The sequence below is a fragment of the Acetobacterium sp. UBA5834 genome, assembly GCF_002435675.1.
GTDB lineage: Bacteria > Bacillota > Clostridia > Eubacteriales > Eubacteriaceae > Acetobacterium > Acetobacterium wieringae.
Genome location: NZ_DJGY01000008.1, coordinates 40853 through 59662 on the forward strand (window position 1 = coordinate 40853; position 18810 = coordinate 59662).

Annotated in this window: 13 protein-coding genes; 12 read left to right on the top strand and 1 reads right to left on the bottom strand. The window is 45.7% G+C overall.

Annotation, left to right across the window (positions count from 1 at the left end; genetic code table 11):
• Nucleotides 1-21: 21 nt before the first annotated feature.
• The 5 genes from aroA to B3F51_RS01390 all read left to right on the top strand — a co-directional run bounded on the left by aroA (nt 22) and on the right by B3F51_RS01390 (nt 6636).
• Nucleotides 22-1323 carry a 3-phosphoshikimate 1-carboxyvinyltransferase gene (aroA, locus tag B3F51_RS01370; RefSeq protein ID WP_286945064.1) on the top strand — a complete coding sequence of 434 codons (1302 nt, stop codon included), beginning with the start codon at nt 22-24 and terminating at the stop codon, nt 1321-1323.
• Nucleotides 1301-2380 carry a chorismate synthase gene (aroC, locus tag B3F51_RS01375; RefSeq protein ID WP_286945067.1) on the top strand — a complete coding sequence of 360 codons (1080 nt, stop codon included), beginning with the start codon at nt 1301-1303 and terminating at the stop codon, nt 2378-2380. The genes aroA and aroC overlap by 23 nt, the downstream gene beginning before the upstream one ends.
• Before the next feature lie 11 nt (nt 2381-2391).
• Nucleotides 2392-2688, top strand: coding sequence for a chorismate mutase (locus B3F51_RS01380; RefSeq protein ID WP_286945069.1), 297 nt, complete (start codon nt 2392-2394; stop codon nt 2686-2688).
• 2 nt (nt 2689-2690) lie between these two features.
• Complete coding sequence (locus B3F51_RS01385) at nt 2691-3020, top strand: hypothetical protein (protein WP_286945071.1); 330 nt, start codon at nt 2691-2693, stop codon at nt 3018-3020.
• Nucleotides 3021-3207: 187 nt separating this feature from the next.
• Nucleotides 3208-6636 (top strand): pyruvate carboxylase, encoded by a 3429-nt coding sequence (locus B3F51_RS01390; RefSeq protein WP_286945072.1) that lies wholly within the window; start codon nt 3208-3210, stop codon nt 6634-6636.
• 79 nt (nt 6637-6715) lie between these two features.
• On the opposite strand, the gene B3F51_RS01395 is transcribed toward B3F51_RS01390, so the two are convergent.
• Complete coding sequence (locus B3F51_RS01395) at nt 6716-8959, bottom strand: Ig-like domain-containing protein (RefSeq protein WP_286945074.1); 2244 nt, start codon at nt 8957-8959, stop codon at nt 6716-6718.
• Between the two features lie 507 nt (nt 8960-9466).
• Between B3F51_RS01395 and B3F51_RS01400 the strand changes: the two genes are divergently transcribed.
• The 7 genes from B3F51_RS01400 (at nt 9467) to B3F51_RS01430 (ending at nt 18731) form a co-directional block, all read left to right on the top strand.
• Entirely contained in the window at nt 9467-9769 is a 303-nt protein-coding gene (locus tag B3F51_RS01400) for an STAS domain-containing protein (RefSeq protein ID WP_286945076.1), read from the top strand.
• Between the two features lie 10 nt (nt 9770-9779).
• On the top strand, nt 9780-11501 hold the full coding sequence (locus tag B3F51_RS01405) for a GH3 auxin-responsive promoter family protein (RefSeq protein WP_286945078.1): 1722 nt from the start codon (nt 9780-9782) through the stop codon (nt 11499-11501).
• A complete protein-coding gene (locus B3F51_RS01410; protein WP_286945079.1) occupies nt 11498-13171 on the top strand; it encodes a GH3 auxin-responsive promoter family protein in 1674 nt (557 codons plus the stop codon). The genes B3F51_RS01405 and B3F51_RS01410 overlap by 4 nt, the downstream gene beginning before the upstream one ends.
• A 3-nt stretch (nt 13172-13174) precedes the next feature.
• Nucleotides 13175-14914 carry an ABC transporter ATP-binding protein gene (locus B3F51_RS01415; protein ID WP_070371819.1) on the top strand — a complete coding sequence of 580 codons (1740 nt, stop codon included), beginning with the start codon at nt 13175-13177 and terminating at the stop codon, nt 14912-14914.
• Nucleotides 14911-16683: an ABC transporter ATP-binding protein gene (locus B3F51_RS01420; RefSeq protein ID WP_286945082.1), complete on the top strand. Its 1773-nt coding sequence runs from the start codon at nt 14911-14913 to the stop codon at nt 16681-16683. The genes B3F51_RS01415 and B3F51_RS01420 overlap by 4 nt, the downstream gene beginning before the upstream one ends.
• A gap of 213 nt (nt 16684-16896) precedes the next feature.
• Nucleotides 16897-17820 carry an ATP-grasp domain-containing protein gene (locus tag B3F51_RS01425; protein WP_286945083.1) on the top strand — a complete coding sequence of 308 codons (924 nt, stop codon included), beginning with the start codon at nt 16897-16899 and terminating at the stop codon, nt 17818-17820.
• Nucleotides 17814-18731, top strand: a complete 918-nt coding sequence (locus B3F51_RS01430) for an ATP-grasp domain-containing protein (RefSeq protein WP_286945085.1) — start codon at nt 17814-17816, stop codon at nt 18729-18731. The genes B3F51_RS01425 and B3F51_RS01430 overlap by 7 nt, the downstream gene beginning before the upstream one ends.
• Nucleotides 18732-18810: the final 79 nt, after the last annotated feature.

Here is an 18810-nt window from a genome sequence, read left to right on the forward strand (position 1 = left end):
TAGAAAATTAAGAGGAAGAAAATGAGAACGATAGAGATTACACCAAGGTTATTGAGCGGCAGTCTGGAAATACCGCCGTCAAAAAGTGTCAGTCACCGGGCGATTATTGCGGCGGGGTTGGCTCAGGGTGAAAGCGTGATTTCAAATGTGCTGATGTCCGAGGATATGATTGCCACCTGTGATGCCATGGTTGCTTTGGGAGCCGGGATAAGCTATCAGGAAGAGCAGAATGGCCGTTTTACCCTGACCATTAAGGGCTGCGATCCGCTGGCGCTGAAGTCGGAGACGATCCAGTGCAACGAATCGGGGTCAACCCTGCGGTTTATCATCCCGATTGTGTTGATGCAGCCGAAACGGGCGATCATTACCGGCAAAGGACGGCTGGTTACCCGGCCGATGAAGCCCTTTTACGATATATTTGCTGAAAAAGGCATTCACTATGAACATTTACAAAAAGACCAGGATTTACCCCTGGCGGTGGAAGGAATGCTGACGCCGGGCAGCTATCAGATTGATGGCGGGGTCAGTTCACAGTTTATCACCGGGCTGCTTTTTGCTTTGCCGCTACTCAATGGGGATTCGGTGATCGAACTGACTTCAACGCTGGAATCCAAACCCTACATTGATATTACGCTGGACGTTTTAAAGAGTTTTGGAATTGTGATTATCAACGACAACGATCAGCGTTTCGTGATCAAAGGAAATCAGGCCTATACCCCTGGTAAGTATCGAGTTGAAGGTGATTTTTCCCAGGGGGCATTCTGGCTGGTGGCGGGTACCATTGGTAAAATGATGGATTGTCACGATTTGAATGTTGCATCGCAACAGGGAGACAAAGTGATTGTCGACATCTTGAAAGAAATGGGCGGCGATATCAGCATCGATGCTGATAAATTAATTGTCAAAAAAGCCGAAACCCGGGGAACCATTATTGATGTATCCCAGTGCCCGGATCTGGTTCCGATATTAGGGGTCGTGGGTAGTCTGAGTAAGGGCACCACCACGATTATCAATGGCGAGCGGCTACGTTTTAAAGAATCGGATCGCTTAATGGCTACGGCTGATGTGCTGAACAAACTGGGCGGTAAGGTGGAAGAAACCGCCGATGGACTGGTGATTCAGGGGATTGATCGTTTCACCGGTGGTCAGGTAACGAGTCATAACGATCACCGGATTGCCATGGCGGTAGCGATTGCATCCGTTTGCGCTGATGGTAAGATTATGCTCGATGGCGCTGAAGCCGTCAATAAATCCTACCCCCATTTTTGGGAAGACTTCACAGCAATGGGAGGTGAGTGGCGTGGGCTCGACCTGGGGAAATAAATTTAAAGTTTCAATTTTTGGTGAATCCCATGGAAATGGGATTGGCGCCGTCATTGATGGCCTTCCGGCTGGGATTGACATCGATCTGGAACGGGTTCAGCATGAGCTGAATCGTCGGGCGGCCCGGGGAAATCCCCTGGCCACACCTCGAAAGGAAGGCGATCAGATTGAAGTCCTCAGTGGTATTTTCAATGGCAAAACCACCGGGGCGCCCCTGGCCGGGCTAATCCGCAATGAGAATACCCGTTCTGGTGATTATGCCAAAACCAAGGATCTGATGCGACCAGGCCATGCTGATTATGCAGCCAGTGTGCGCTATGGTGGCTTTCAGGATTACCGCGGTGGCGGCCATTTTTCCGGTCGCTTGACGGCGCCCCTGGTTTTTGCCGGGGCGATTGCCAAAGAGATCATCCGAGTGATCCGACCAGAGCTGGGAATCGGCAGTCGGATTGTTTCGATCGGGAATGTAAAGGACACTGAGGTTTGTGACTGGAAGGTTTACAAAACCCTGAGCAAGGGTTTTGTAAACCCGGCTTTTCCGCTTTATCATGCCAAACTGGAAGATGCCATGAAACAGGAGATTATTGCGGCGATGGCCGATGAGGACTCGGTGGGTGGTTTGGTGGAAGGCTTTATTACCGGTCTGGAACCGGGAATTGGCAATCCCTTTTTCGAATCCATCGAAAGCCGTTTAGCGGCCTTACTGTTTTCAATCCCGGCAGTGAAAGGGGTGACCTTTGGGGCTGGTTTTGAGGTGGTCAACCTGCGGGGCTCCCAAACCAATGATCCGTTGCGGATCAATAACGGAGAGATCGAGACGGTTACCAATTACAACGGCGGCATCAATGGCGGAATTTCCAACGGGATGCCAATTGTTTTTCAGGTGGCTTTTAAACCGACACCTTCCATTGGTAAAGAACAGCAAACCATTAATCTGGCGGAAAGAAAAGAAGCGGCTCTGACAATACAGGGTCGTCATGATCCCTGTATTGTTGTCAGGGCTTTTCCGGTGGTGGAAGCCGCCACTGCTATCTGTCTGGCCGATTTTTTACTATAAGGAGGTTGCCATTGAAATCATTAGATGAAATCAGGAATAAAATCGATGCGATCGATGCTCAGATGCGGGTTTTGTTTGAGCAGCGGATGGACTGTATCCAGGCAGTTGCTGAATATAAATACAATAATAACGGCAATATATTCGACCAAAGTCGGGAAGAAAAGATGTTGGAAAAAAATCTGATCCAGCTGAAAAACAAGAATTACGGAAAAGAATATGAACGTTTTCTGAATGAAATTCTGGTTTCCAGCAAGGCGTACCAGAAAGACTGGATACAAAAAAAAGAAATCGCGGAGCGAGGCAAATAGCAATGGATATCGGAATGCTGATGATTGTGCTGGTTATTGTGATTCCTGGCTATTTTCTGGTCAGACGGCTCTCTACGACGCTTTATTCGGATAACCAGAAAATGGAAGCGGAGACAGAAAGACGCTATGGTTTTCAACGTCTGGAAAATGAACGGATCGAAAAAGCTAAATTAACGAAAATTAATGAAGTTCGAAGCAATTCGAAACCGTATCAACGAATCCCCAGAAGAATTGTCTGGGCTCCCCAAAAAACAGACATGACGGTGGTAAAAGAATATCGCCGCCGGGTTACAGACGAAAAGTTAAATAAAGTAAACATTAAGCAGAAGTGACGAGAAATCCGTTTTAAGGCGAAATCAGGTAGAACTGCAGACGAAAAAGCAGCTGAAAAAAATAATTTGATATTCCTGAAAAAATAGCTTTAATATTTCTGTACAATTTTATATAATAGCTACAATTAATTTTTTGCAAATGAGAATTAGGATGCATAAAAATGCATGCAGGAAAGTAGAAGGAAAGATGAAGAAGTTTAATAAAGTACTAATCGCAAATCGCGGAGAAATTGCCATCCGGATTATCCGGGCCTGTCAGGAACTGGGTATTCATACCGTAGCCATTTATGCCCAGGAAGATAAGCTGTCTCTTTTTAGAACTAAGGCTGACGAGTCCTACCTGATCACTGGAACCAGTGGTCCGGTGGAAGCCTATCTGGATATGGATAAGATCATTACCCTGGCCAAGAAAAAAGAAGTTGATGCCATTCATCCTGGTTATGGTTTTCTTTCAGAGAATCCCCTTTTTGCAAAACGCTGTGAAGAAGAAGGAATTGTCTTTATCGGACCAACCCACGAAATGATGGAGAAAATGGGCGATAAGATTCAATCGAAGATTGTTGCCAAAAGTGTCAAAGTGCCCACCATTCCCGGAGTTGAAAAACCAATCACCTCGGATTCTGAAGCTCTGGAGTTTGCAAAGAAAGCCGGCTATCCGATTATTTTAAAAGCTGCTGCTGGTGGTGGTGGCCGGGGGATGCGAATTGTCCGGGAAGAAAAAGACCTTTTAAAAGAGTTCCATTCTGCCACCAGTGAAGCAACCAAGGCTTTTGGAGATGGGACCATTTTTGTGGAAAAATATCTGGAAGAACCCAAACATATTGAAGTACAGATCCTCGGAGATCACCATGGCAATGTGGTTCATCTTTTTGAGCGGGATTGTTCAATTCAGCGTCGCCACCAGAAGATCGTCGAATTTACCCCCTCATTAAGTATTAATGAGGAACAACGCCAAGCCATTTGTAAGGATGCCCTCAAACTGGCCAAAGAAGTCAATTATCGTAATGCCGGAACGATTGAGTTTTTGGTTGATAAGAAGGGCGATCATTATTTCATTGAAATGAACCCCCGAATTCAGGTCGAACACACCGTCACCGAACTGGTTACCGGCATCGATCTGGTTCAGTCGCAGATTTTAATTGCTCAAGGTTTACCACTTGACTCGGACGAAATTGGCATACCAAGTCAGGAGTCCATTGAAACCCGGGGGGCGGCAATCCAATGTCGAATTACCACTGAAGATCCGAAAAATCACTTTATGCCAGATACCGGACGTTTGGATGTGTACCGTACTGGCAGTGGCTTTGGGATTCGTCTTGATGGCGGCAATGGTTTTACCGGCGCTGAAATCACCCCCTATTATGACAGTCTGCTGGTCAAAAGCACCGCTTTCTCCAGAAACTTTGAAGATGCCCGGCGTAAAGCGGTACGGGGTCTCAAAGAGATGAAAATTGAAGGGGTTCAGACCAATAAGGATTTTCTGATCAATGTACTTCAGCATCCCACCTTTATCGATGGAAAATGCGATACCAAGTTTATTGATGATCATCCTGAATTGTTTGAAATTGAAGATCAGAAGAGTGAAGCTTCCAACGTTCTCAAATATTTCGGAAATATCATCGTCAATGAAACCTTCGGCAATAAGCCGGATTATGATGAACCGTATATCCCGACAATTCCTGTGGATACCGAATTCCGGGGCAGTAAACAAATACTCGATGAACAGGGCCCCACGGGCCTGGTGCAATGGATCAAGGATCAGGAAAAACTGTTACTGGTTGATACTACCTTTAGAGATGCCCATCAATCCATTGCGGCGACCCGAGTGCGTAGCCGGGATATGATCAAGATTGCCCGGGAAACTGCTGCCCTTGTACCGGATCTCTTTGCCCTGGAAATGTGGGGCGGCGCTACCTTTGATGTGGCTTATCGCTTCTTAAAAGAATCACCCTGGCGACGGTTGGATGAACTGCGCAAGCGGGTACCCAATATTTTGTTCCAGATGCTTCTTCGTGGCGCCAATGCTGTGGGTTATAAAAACTATCCGGACAACGTCATCCGGGCCTTTGTTCAGGAAGCGGCCAAGAGCGGTATTGATATTTTCCGGATATTCGACTCCCTCAACTGGATGGACGGAATGAAGATTTCCATTGATGAGGTTTTAAAAACCGATAAGATTGCTGAGGTCAGTATCTGTTATACCGGCGATATTCTCGATACCTCCCGAACCAAATATAATCTGGACTACTATCTGAGAATGGCCCGGGAAATTGAAAAAACCGGGGCTCATATTCTGGCGATCAAGGATATGTCGGGTTTATTAAAGCCAGGTGCCGCCTATAAACTGATTGAAGCGTTAAAACAGGAAGTCAGTATGCCAATTCATCTGCATACCCACGATACCACCGGTAACGGGGTAGCCACGGTGCTCTTTGGTCAAATGGCTGGTGCTGATATTGCCGATGCGGCTTTGAATGGGGTCAGTGGTTTAACTTCGCAGCCGGCGCTTAACTCGATTGTGGCTGCACTCAAAAACACCCCCCGGGACACCGGGTTAAATGAGGATGAGCTCCAGATTTTATCAGATTACTGGGGTACCACCCGTCAGGTCTACAGCAAGTTTGAATCGGAAATGAAATCCGGATCGACGGAAATCTATAAGCTGGAAATTCCGGGAGGCCAGTATTCCAACCTTCGGGCCCAGGTGGAAAGCTTTGGTTTGGGCCATAAGTTTAGAGAAGTCAAGGAAAAATATCTGGAAGCCAACCTGATGCTGGGAGATATCGTCAAGGTAACCCCTTCGTCAAAAACGGTTGGAGATTTGGCTATCTTTATGGTTCAGAATGATCTGACTGTCGACAATATTAAAACCAAGGGTAAAGAATTAGCTTACCCGGATTCGGTGGTGGATTTTTATAAGGGCATGATTGGTCAGCCGGAGGGTGGCTTTGATCCGGAGCTGCAAAAGATTGTCTTAAAGGGAATCGAACCGATCACTGTGCGACCGGGAATCCTATTACCGGACGAAGATTTTGATAAAATCAAAAAAGATTTCCAGGAAGAATTTGGCGTTGAACTGGATGATCGTGAAGTATTGAGCGTCGCTCTGTATCCCAAGGTTATGAAAGAATACTTCGAATTTATTCAGGAATACGGCGACTTTATGCGAATGGAAAGTCATGCCTTCTTCTATGGCCTAAAAGTGGGCGAGGTTATCGACGTTGAAGTGTCTAAGGGCAAACGCTTTATCATTAAGCTGGTCAGTATTGGTGTGCCCAATGATGAGGGGATGTGTCCGGTGATGTTTGAAGTGGATGGTTTCCGTCGGGAAATCTACATTGAAGATAAACGCAGTCTTTCAGCTAAACAGAAGGTTACGATGCTCAAGGCTGATCCTAAAAATTCTAAACAGATTGGCTCAGGGATTCCCGGAACGGTATTAAAAGTGCTGGTCAACGAAGGTGAAGCGGTTAAACAAAACCAGGCTCTGGTTGTTGTTGAAGCGATGAAAATGGAAACCGAAATGGTCGCCAGCGAAGACGGCAAAGTCAAGCGAATTTACGTTTCAGAAGGGCAAAGTGTCCAATCCGGCGAATTGATTGTAGAAATGGAATAAGTATAGTCGCAGGCGTTATAGCTAAAAAAGAAGTGATCATCCAAATAAAGATGATCACTTCTTTTTATTTTTCAATTTGTTATACGACGGTGAGGGAAACCGGGAGACTGACGGCAGTCACTGGCAGGCAGCCAGCTTTTGTATTGGTAATTTCGACATAGTAGTAGGTGGTACCAGCTGGTCCGGAAGTATCGACAGCTAAGGTTTTATCGGTGGCGCCGTCAATCGGCTTGCCATCAGCATTGACAGCATCGGTGCTTTCAAACCACTGGTAGCTGAGTTCGCCGCCGTCAGTGATCTGGGCATCCACTGTGAAAGAAGCAGTGGTAACATCAGCCTTGGGAGTGCCAAGGGCAGCTTGGGCTGTCCGAGTTGCCTGGGCTAAACTGGTGGCTAAAGCGACACCGCTGAGCTGTGAAATGCTGGTTGGTTGTTCAGTGATGGCAGGCATTTCTGATAAACCTGTTTCAGTAATCGGCGTGATGGGACTGTTTTCGTCAACTGCTACTGGAGCAGTTGTGTCCGGCAAAACCGCCGGCTCAGCGCTGGTAACCACAATACCGGCCAAGACCGTTACCGGTTCAGCATTTTCTGAGGAGATGACACAGGTATAATAGACCGTACCTGGGGTGGTAGACACCGGTGGGTCATAAATTGGACCAGTGATTTCTGGCATCGGAATTTCTGAATCGCCGGAGCGGTAAGACCATTGATAAGTTAAGGTCTTTGCTTCAGTAACACTGGCCTCGACAAAGATTGGCGCAGGATCTTCGTTTAAGTAAACACGCTGGGACGATAGCTCAGAACTGGCAGTAATCAGAGGTTGAGCCTGAACGGTGAGGGCTATGGTGGCCTGGACATTATTCAGGTTGACATAACCAGCCGGCATTACCAACGTTCCCGTATAGAGGGTTTCGCCAACCTTTTTATTATCAACGGTGTTTGGCGTCCAGGTTACAGAACAGGGGAATACTTCACTGCCGTAGCCCTGAACAATGACCACCACCGGCAAGTTATAACTGCTGTCATAAGCAATGGTCTCAGCAATACCGTTGTTGTTAGCATTGATGGTATTGATCATGGTTACTGCGGCGATATTTGTTTTAACGGTAATTTTACAGGTATCGGTTTTATTGCCGTCCTGAGTTCGGGCAGTAATCGTGGCTTCGCCATTGGCTACAGGTGTAACCACCCCATTGGTGACTGTAGCAACATTATTATTGGAGGATTCCCAGATAATCGTTTGATTCGTTGCATTGGCCGGGAAGATAACGGTATTTAGTTTTAAGGTATTGCCCATAATCACATCAGCTTCCACCGGAGTAACCTGAATTGCTTCCACAGGTATATTAATAGGCGGGCTGGGGGGAGTCGGTGGTGATGGTGGTTCGACAGGATCAACAGGGTTCAGGGGTGGCGCATCATATTTGGAGTTGATGATCGTTCCCGAATTACTGGAATCGGAATACCAGGTGCTGCTACTACCGCTACCTGAATTAGTATCGGCGGTACGGTTAGTATTGGTTGATACCGTCAGTCCGCCATTGGCATCGGTAACTACCGGTTTGGTGGTAATATAAACCACATCCGGGGTGATGGTACCGGTGATATTAAGGATATCATTGGTGGTGGCACTGGTGATACTGCCTTCGCCGGTAATTTCCACCCGGGTCTCGGTGGCCAGGGATGTGATTACGGCATTGTTACCAAGGATGATGTTGGTTCCTTCACCGGTTGCTGTTAACAAGACAGTTCCCACATTGGCGTTAAGGGTCAGAGACACCTTTGATTCGGCGACAATTTTTTCAATAACGGCATTGCTTACCAAGGTAGAACCGCTGGCATTGGTGCCAAAACCAATCAATTTGGCCGGGGTATTCAGAACGATATCGCTGATGCCTCGGGATTGGATGTTTTCAATGGTACCATTTTCCTGGGTGGTAATCGACGTTCGACTGGCGGCTTTATCGACATTCAACGTTTTTACCTTGCTCTGGTTGTCAACGACGATATTGGCGGCAGCTCTGGCGGTGAGATTTTCTACCGTTGCTTGACCCAGGAGGACAATTTTAACACCAGGTTTTTCGAGGATGATATTCTGATAGGAACCACCATCCAGATAAACGGTGCCACCGCCTTTGATCAGCAGTTCCCCCTGGACGGCGGAGTTGGTTAATCGGATATCGCCATCGACGACCGAGTCAACAACGGTCAGATTACCGGTAAAGGTGGCATTTTCAATGTTGACACCAGAAACCTTGATCTCCCCATTCTGATAGGTTGTTGTTTCGGTGTAGGTGCCCGCCACGGTATAACTTTTCATTTCGCTTCCTTCTTGGCTACAGCCGCGAACAAACAAAATGGCGGTCAGGAGGATAAGTAGGATAATAATAATAGAGATAATAGAGTTCTTTTTCATGACATTCCTTCCCTTTGTTTATTTTATATTTAAATTGAAATCACAGGTTCTCAGATTTGTTCTAAGTGTAATGATTTTAGCACAAAATATTATTATTGTAAATAGATTGTAACGAAGATGTAAAATAAAAATCAATATGTAAACAAAAATAAAAATCCCTCGGCGAAAATGATGACGTCATTATAAAATGTGGGTAATATAACCAATCGTCATATTGATTAACTTTTTATCAAGGATACTTTTGACGATCCAGTAGCTGTGAATAGTGATACAAGATTACATTTTGTATGCTTTTGCAATTGCACACTGCAAATTATTGTGGTATGATCAATTAAAATTCAAAACAAGAAATCTTTATTCCATTTAAAAATGAACAATTATATTATTCATTCAGAAAGAAAGGGTACAAAAATGAAAATTGAAGTAAAACAAGAAGGCGAAATATTTGTGGTTGAGTTAGAAGGTCGGATGGATACCAATACCTCTCCAGAGTTTCAAAAAGAAATGGAGACATATTACAGCAAAGAAGGATTTCAGATGATTCTGGATTTTGATCAGCTGGACTTTGTCAGTAGTGCCGGATTAAGAGTATTGCTGTTGATTCAAAAAAAATCCAAGGCTCTTAATGGTAGTTTGGTGATTAAAAATGTTAAACCGGAAATTCAGGAAGTATTTGATATGACCGGCTTTTCAGATATTTTAACCATCGAATAAGGGTGAAAAAATGACAGCAGATATAATTTCGGAAGTAATTCCGAATGAGATCTTTAATGTTAGTCAGGATGAGCGTATTCCTGAGCATTTAAAAGGAATGTCCAATGAACACTTAATCAAAAGTTTTTATATGATGGAAAAAACTCCTGAGGTCACACAACTGTGTGTGCTTCAGGATATTTTAAAATCCGCTGAAAATACTGAGTTTGGCAAAAAAATGGGTTTTTCAGAGATTAAAACAATTGATGATTTTAGAAACAGGGTACCATTTTCGGACTATGCTCAGATCGAAGTAGAAATCGAACGACTCAAAGCCGGAGCCAAAGATGTTTTTTTTGACGGAGCAGCTGCCAGCTTTATTGCTACCAGTGGTTCCACCGGTATTCCCAAGCTGCTACCAGAAAGTAAAAACGGCGAACTGGTTAAGAGCCTGGTCTCACAGATTCGGGCCATCTTACTGTTAATGCTGGCTCCAGAAGTGATGGCTCCGGGAAAAAAGGTGCTGGCTATTGCCAACCCTTCAGAATATGGAAAAACTGAAGGTGGTATTCCGATTGGCTCGGCTTCCGGTCAGGCGGCTAAGGATATGCCAGTTGAGATGCTCAAAAAAATGGTGTTACCGCCAGAAATGATGCTGGCTAAAGAACTGAGCAACGAGGCTACCGATTATTTAACGATCCTCTATGCTTTAGCAGAAAAGCATCTGGTTGGAGTAGTCTGCAGTAATATTGCTCACTTTAATATTTTACTTAAGAAAATGAATGCCACTGCCGCTGATTTATTGGAAGATATCAGCACGGGTCAAATATCTGAAAAAATCAGCATTGACCAGGCACTGCGGGAAAAATTGGTTTCAAAATTACAGCCAAACCCGGAGCGGGCGGAGGAGTTAAGAACGATTCTTGAGCAAAAAAAGATTCTCGATGTGGCGGAAATCTGGCCGGAGTTTTCAGTGGTATCCTGCTGGATGTCATCCAGTGCGGCAAAAATTGTTGCCGATGTAAAAAAGGTACTACCCTCAACCGTCAAGTTTTTAGAATGGGGTTATGGTGCCAGTGAAGGTAAGTTTAACATCCCAGACCGGCCCCAGGATGCGGCTGGATTACTGGCGCTTTTTGGTTATTTTTTTGAATTCTTGCCAGTGGGGTCAACAGATGGGAAAACACTACTGGCCCATGAATTGATAGAAGGTGATTATTACGAGTTGATTATCACCTCTTATTCCGGGCTGTATCGTTACAATATGAAGGACATTGTCTGCGTCACGGAGATCAAGGACCAGACCCCAAGGATTGTTTTTGTCTGCAAGGAATCCGAATATCTGGCTATTGAAAATCAAAAAATGAGGATCTATGAAATCGAAAGAGCGCTCCAGGCGGCCGCTGCGAAGCAAAGTGAAGAAATTCGTTTTTATCAGATTTTCTGGGATCAGGACAATAAAAAACTGGTCTTTATTCTGGAACCTTATTCTCAAACACTTAATAGTGAATTATTCAAACAGGTGTTGGAAAACCATTTGTTTGAGATAAATTTAATTTATAAACAGTTAAGAGAAGCGTACCAACTGTTGGCAGCGGAGGTTATCATTGTTAAAGACGGATATCGTGACTCACTGTTCACCCGATCGATTATGCCGGGTAAGAACGTCAATCAGACCAAGCTTCCGACTTTTGTGAAAAAATACCCGGAAAGTGACTGGATCATTTGCTGGGCAAAGGAAGGCGAAAAATGATAAAGTTAATTCCTAAAATGGTCTATTCTCTTAATATCAAAAAGGGCTATAAAAAAATCGAGAATTTTGATCATTTAACCGAAAATGCCCCAGAAATCAATAAACAGCTGATGCTTGATATGCTCAAAAAAAATGCCGATACTGAGTATGGAAAGCGCTACCATTTTGATCAGATAAAAACCATTGAAGATTATAAAGAAATGGTGCCATTTTCCATTTACGATGATTATGCTCCCTATATCGAGCGAATGATCGCAGGTGAAACGGATTTGCTGACCACCGATAAGATCGTTCATTATGCCCTGACCTCGGGCAGTGTGGATAATCCCAAAAAGATCCCGGTTTCGGAGCAAACCGTTGATCTCTACCGGGAATATGCCACCCAGTTCAGTTTTGCCATCATTGCCCGGGCCTTGGGGAAAAAGTGGCAACGGGGACGGGGGCTGAATTTAATGGAAGTCAAATTTGAAACCCTGCCCAATGGTTTATTTGCCGGATCCATTTCGGGCCGGGGGGTTTACAGCATAAAAGATCTGCTGTTTCTGATGTTTACCTCGCCCAAAGAAATTGTCTTTCCCCGGGAAATTATGGATACCAAATATGCCCATCTCCGCTTTGCCCTGGAAGAACGGTCGTTATCTTATATTGCTTCAGCTTTTATGACAGCGGTATCGGATTTAATGAAATATCTGGAAATAAACTGGGAACTACTTGTTGATGATATTGAAAAAGGCACGATTCATCCCGATATAAAGATTCCGGATGATATTAAAGCTGAACTGCAAAAGCAGATTAAGCCCAACCCCAAACGGGCGGCTGAACTGCGAAGTGAATTTGAAAAAGGCTTTGAGACTCCGATTGTCCCGAGAATCTGGCCCGAGCTGGCCTTTGTGCACGCCATCGGCAGCGGTGGATTTTCAGTCTATACCGATAAAATGCGTCATTATCTGGGAGCTATTCCCATTTATTTTAGCGTCTATGCGGCCTCGGAATCGATCATGGCGATCTGCAACGAAATGGAATCCCAGGAATTTGTTCTGATTCCGGACTCGGCCTTCTATGAGTTTATTCCCGTCGATCAGGAAGGTGAAGAAACCCTGACCATGGAGCAACTGGAAACCGGTAAGGATTATGAAATTGTTCTGACGAATACCTCGGGCTTTTATCGCTATCGGATCAAAGACGTGGTTCGGGTGGTCGGCTGGTATAAAAAATGTCCCAAGATCCAATTTGTCTACCGTCTTAACCAGATGGTCAGCATTGCTGGGGAAAAAACGACAGAAGAATGCATTTCCTGGGCGGTTAAAGAATTTGCCAAAGCCACCGACTGTGAACTGGTGGATTATTCGGTATATGCCGATGTGGCGGTATCACCGGGTCGCTATGTGATCTTTATTGAAGCAGAAAAGCGCTTAGCCAGAGAAAAATATCAGGAATATCGACAAATTATGGAAGAGAAGCTGGGGACGGCCAACCCGTCGATTGGTTCCAAGGTAAAAAGTGGGGTCTTAAGTCCTTCAGAGATTTCCTTTGTTCAGGAAGAAACCTATGCCCTCTATCGTGATCTGATGATCATGCGGGGGATCTCCGGGAATCAGTTAAAACCGGTTCGGGTGATTGATACCCTGGTCAAAGAGAACTTCTTCTTTGCCTTAGTGGATAAGGAGTAGCCGATGGTCAGTTTATTGATTCGGTATTTAAAAGATTACCGGCTCCAGATGATTCTGGTTTTTGTATTTGTCCTCAGCCAGGCGGCGGCCCAATTGTATTTACCCACGATGATGGGGGATATTATCGAAAATGGTGTGGCCCAGGGGGATGTTGCCTATATTTTAAAAAGCGGCGCGATGATGCTGGCGGTTTCGCTGGTAGCGGCGGTTTGTATGGTGGCATCCAGCTACTACTCGGCCTATGTCACCGCTTCCTTTACCAGTCGGATCCGAGCCGATGTTTTTGACAAGGTCAAGAGTTTTTCTCAGACGGATTTTAATCGCTTTGGGGCTGCCACCCTACTAACCCGTTCGACCACTGATGCCACCCAGATGCAGATTGTGGTCATCAACGGTTTACGATCATTACTGCTGGTTCCGATCACCGGGGTTGGCGCTCTGGTGATGGCTTTTCGGGAGAATGTCACCCTGACCCTACTGCTTCTGGGATCGTTTCTGATTACGACGATCATCATCGGCTTGACCACTGCCCGCAGCATGCCCTTATTTAAGCTGATGCAGCAAAAAGTCGATCGGCTGAACCTGCTGATGAAAGAAAAACTGACCGGGGTTCGGGCGATCCGGGCCTTTAACCGCCAGGATTATGAAACAGAGAAATTTGGCCAGGCTAATCAGGAGGGGATGACTGCTGCCGTAAAAGCCAACTATGCAGTGGCTTTCTTTGCGCCGCTGATGCAGCTGATGATGAACCTGACGATGGTGATTATTTTGTGGCTGGGGGCTCAGGAAGTACAGCAGCAAATTGTCAGTCTCGGCGGATTGATGGTTTTTATTCAATATGTCTTAATGTTTATGTCAGCCCTGGGTCTGGTGTCGGCATTACTGATGGCCTATCCTCAGGCCGCTGTTTCAGCCACCCGGGTTAAAGAGGTGCTGGACTTTGACTTCTCAATTCAGGACCGGGAAGAACCAGTTGCATTAAAAAACGTTACCGGACGGATCGAATTTAAAGATGTCAGCTTTGGATATAGCGGTGCCGAGATCAATGTCTTGGAACGCTTGAATTTTATCGCCGAGCCGGGAAAAATAACTGCGATTGTCGGGGCCACCGGTTCCGGAAAAACCACCCTGGTCAATCTGATTATGCGACTTTATGAGGTTAGCACCGGGTCGATTGTGATTGATGGCGTTGATATTCGGGATTGCAGTCAGCATGATTTAAGAAGTATCATTGCCTATGCCCCACAGGAATCAGTGTTATTTAGTGGCACGGTGCACGAAAACATCCGGGTTGGCAAGGCTGACGCCAGTGAGGCGGAGGTCACTGAAGCCTTATCGATTGCCCAGGCCCTCGACTTTGTCAATGAACGGGAAGGCGGCCTAAACAGTACGATTTCCCAGGGGGGCAAAGATCTTTCCGGCGGCCAGCGGCAGCGGCTTTCGATTGCCCGGGCGGCGGTTAAAAAAGCTCCAATTACGGTTTTTGACGACTGTTTTTCGGCCCTGGATTTTAAAACAGATTCGCTGGTGCGCAAAGCCATTGGTGAGAAATTTGGGGATAAAACGGTGCTAATCGTCGCTCAGCGGATTAGTACCATTAAACATGCCGATCGCATTCTGGTGCTCGACAATGGTGCCATTGTTGGTCAGGGTAAACATGAGGAACTACTCCGTGACTGCCGGGTTTATCAGGAAATTCTGAAATCCCAATCCTATAGCGATGGGAAGGAGGAATCACTGTGAAAGCAAAAAAAAGAAAATACAGCTTTGGCTCCCTTGGTAAGCGACTGAGTCATTATTTAAAAGATAAAAAACATGTTATCTTTTTTGTGGCATTGGCATTGATTGCCAGCACCATTTTTGCCATTTTTGCTCCGGTGGTGACCAAAGATGTGACCGATAGTATTGCCGACAGCATTACTAAGAATGCCGATATTGATTTTTCCTATATTGGTCAACAATTGCTGATCCTGGCAGCGCTTTATATCCTAAGTGCCGGGTTTGCCTATTATGCCACCATGCGTACCACCTATCTGTCGCAACTGGCGATTAAACGTCTGCGATCAGATATTCAGGAAAAACTCAATAAACTGACCCTGAATGTATTGGATCAGAGCGAACGGGGGGATCTGCTTTCTCGAGTCACCAATGATGCCACCACCCTTTCGGGGGCACTGGAGAGCAATCTGACCCAGATTCTGGTTCAGGCGACCAGCATCATCGGGATAATTGTGATGATGCTGATACTCAATGTGCAGCTGAGTCTGATCTTTTTTGTGGCGATTCCGCTTTCTTATTTTGTGATGAAATTGATCACTAAAAAAACTCAGGTGCTGTTTCGGCGGCAGCAAAAAGAACTGGGGGCCTTAAACGGACTGATTGAAGAGGTCTATGATGGTCATTTAATTGTCAAATCGTTTAACCACGAGGCAAAATCGTCAGAAAAATTTGATGCGATCAATCAGCGCTTCTTTAAATCCTATCTGAGTTCCCGGTTTTACTCGGGCCTTAGCTCACCGCTGATGAAGCTGATTAATAACCTAGCCTATATCGGTATCTGTGTGGTCGGGGGAATTTTTGTTATTACTGGTACCATGACCATTGGGACGATTCAGGCCTTCCTGATCTATGCCAATAATATTGCCAGCCCCACGGCCCTGATTTCCAATAACCTGAACTTTATTCAGGCCGGGGCGGCAGCGGCTGAACGAATTTTTGAGTTTCTTGATCAGGAAGAAGAACAGCCAGATCTGGGCACAGAGGTACTGGATGTGACCACGGCATCCGGCCGGATTGAGTTTAACCATGTCGAGTTTGGCTATATTCCTGAACGAACCCTGTTTCATGATGTGTCGTTGACCGCCGAGCCGGGCGAAATTCTGGCGGTGGTCGGTCCCAGCGGGGCCGGAAAGACGACCCTGGTCAATCTGTTGATGCGTTTTTATGAAATTAATCAGGGCAGCATCTTACTGGAAGGAAAAAACGTTAAAAATCTGACCCGACCTAATTTAAGATCTGCTTTTGGGATGGTGCTCCAGGATACCTGGCTGTTCGATGGAACAATCGAAGAAAACATTGCTTATGGAAAAAGCGGGGCAACCCGGGACGATGTGATCGCGGCAGCAAAAAAAGCGCAGTGTGATGAATTTATCAGAAAATTGCCGCTGGGCTATGAGACCCGGATCGGTGGCGATTTTACCACCTTGTCTGAAGGGGAATGCCAGCTTCTAGCCATTGCCCGGACAATTATTGCCGATCCCAAGGTGCTGATACTGGATGAGGCGACCTCGTCGGTGGATACCCGAACCGAAATCCTGATCACCCAGGCCATGGAAGCGATGATGAAGGGACGAACCACCTTTATTATTGCCCACCGACTCTTTACCATTAAAAATGCCGATAAGATTATTTTTATGAAAGAAGGCGATATTAAGGAGGTCGGCAGCCATGCCGAGTTGATGAAGCTGGGTGGTTTATACGCTCATTTGTATTTAAGTGCATCAGATAATTAAAAGCTCAGATAAATAAATAGGTAATTGCGAAAGTACTGTGAGCTCTGTGCACAGTTTCGCACGAAACAATTTCTACACTGTACGGCGGACAGTTCGATGAACTGTTCGCCTACACGTTACAAAATTGTTTGTGGAAACTGTACACTGAGCAACCATCACTCGATGTTTTATAATTTAGCAAATACCTAAGACAAAAAAATCAAGGAGGTAAAAATGAAAGGTTGGTTATTAAGAAATCCCGGTAAATTGGAAGATCCTTCAATTGTGAAAATTATGAAGGTGGTGGAAGAACTCCATGTCGATCTGACGGTGGTTGATCCGCTTACGATCCATGTGGTCTGTGACCATGACTTTGATGGAAAACTCTATGTCGGGGACGAAATCATGGAGGTGCCGGATTATGTGGTGGCAGCCTTCTTTACGGAAAAAAACTATCATACCTCAGCAGCATTGCGAATGCTGGAATCACTGGGGGTACTGTGCATCAATTCGTATGACGCCATCAAAAATGTCGACGACAAGCTGCTGACCTTTCAGTTGGTGGCGGAGTCGATTGAAGCGGTCTGCTTCCCCAAAACCTTATTGGTCACCGAGTATACGGAAGCATCCTTTGTCAGCAAACTGTTTGACTATCCGGTGGTGATGAAGGTGATGCATGGCAGTAAGGGTAAAGGTGTGGTGCTGGTTAACAATGAAAAAGAGCTGGATAACCTGATTAGTATGAGTACCGCCAGTGAAATTGGTGATCAGATTATTATTCAGGAGTGTATTAAAGCCTCCTCGGGTCGGGATCTTAGAATGATTCTGGCCAACGGAAAGTTTGTTAAATCATTTATCCGCCAGAATGAAAAAAGCTTTCGATCGAATCTGGCCAAGGGCGGTCATATCGTCGAATACACCCCACCGGCCGCAGTGATTGAGGCCGCCGAGAAGGTGGCCCAGCTGCTTAAAATCAATATGGGCAGTGTCGATTTTCTCTTTGGCGAAAATGATACCTTCTATTTATGTGAAGCCAATGCGATGCCGGGAGTGGCTTTTGACATTAAGGTGATGTTTGCTGATTTAATGAAGCAGGTCAAGGATCGCCCGGAACCGCTGTGGAAAAAACGTCTGCGGGAAGGTGGCAAAACATGTTAGGCTGGTTATTAGTTAATCACGAAACCCTGGCTGAACCGTCAATCCAGACAATTATTGCGCTGATTGACAAGATGGGTGTCAATATTCGTACGGTTGACGTCAGTGAGGTTCAGGTGATGTGTGAACCGGGTGCAAGCCAGCATTGTTTTATTGGTGGTGAAGCAGTGGATATTCCGGACTTTTCGTTGTCAGCTTTCTTTGGAGGAAATAATTACCACAGCAAGGCGGTGGTTAAAATGTTGGAATCCCTGGATGTACTGTGTGTCAATAGCTCCGAAAGTCTGAATAACACGGCTGATAAGCTGCTGACCTTTCAAAAACTGGGGGCCGCCAATCAGGGCTTCTTATTCCCCAAAACGGTGCTGATGACCCCCAAAACATCACCGTCTTTTATTGTCAGCGAACTGGGACTGCCCTGTGTGGTCAAGGTGATGCATGGCAGTAAGGGGAAAGGGGTGGTACTGATTAAAACCGAAAAAGAACTGGAGAATATTCTGGATCTTTACGCCGCCATGAATTTTGATGATCACATCCTGATTCAGGAGTGTATCGCCGCTTCAAAGGGCCGGGACATGCGGATTATGCTAAGTGGTGGAAAATTCTCCACCGCTTACATTCGGGATAATGGCGACAATTTTAAATCCAATCTGTCCCAGGGTGGCGATCTGCAGTTTATTACGCCACCGGCAGCGGTGGTGGAAATTGCCGAGCAGGCAGCCGCAGTGCTGGATATTTACTTTGGCAGCATTGATTTTCTGTTTGGCGAAAACGACACGTATTACATCTGTGAAGCCAACTCGATGACCGGGCTGACCTATTCCAAGGATGCCCTTAGCAACAGCCAGAGTAATCCGCTGCTGCTGACCCTGAAGAATATTATGGCGGAAGCCCAGAAGCGAAAAATGAAATAGAATCATTGATGAACAGTCGATATCTTGCGGGATAGTCGGCTGTTTTTTCTTAAAAAAATAGGTAATTGCGAAATGAAAA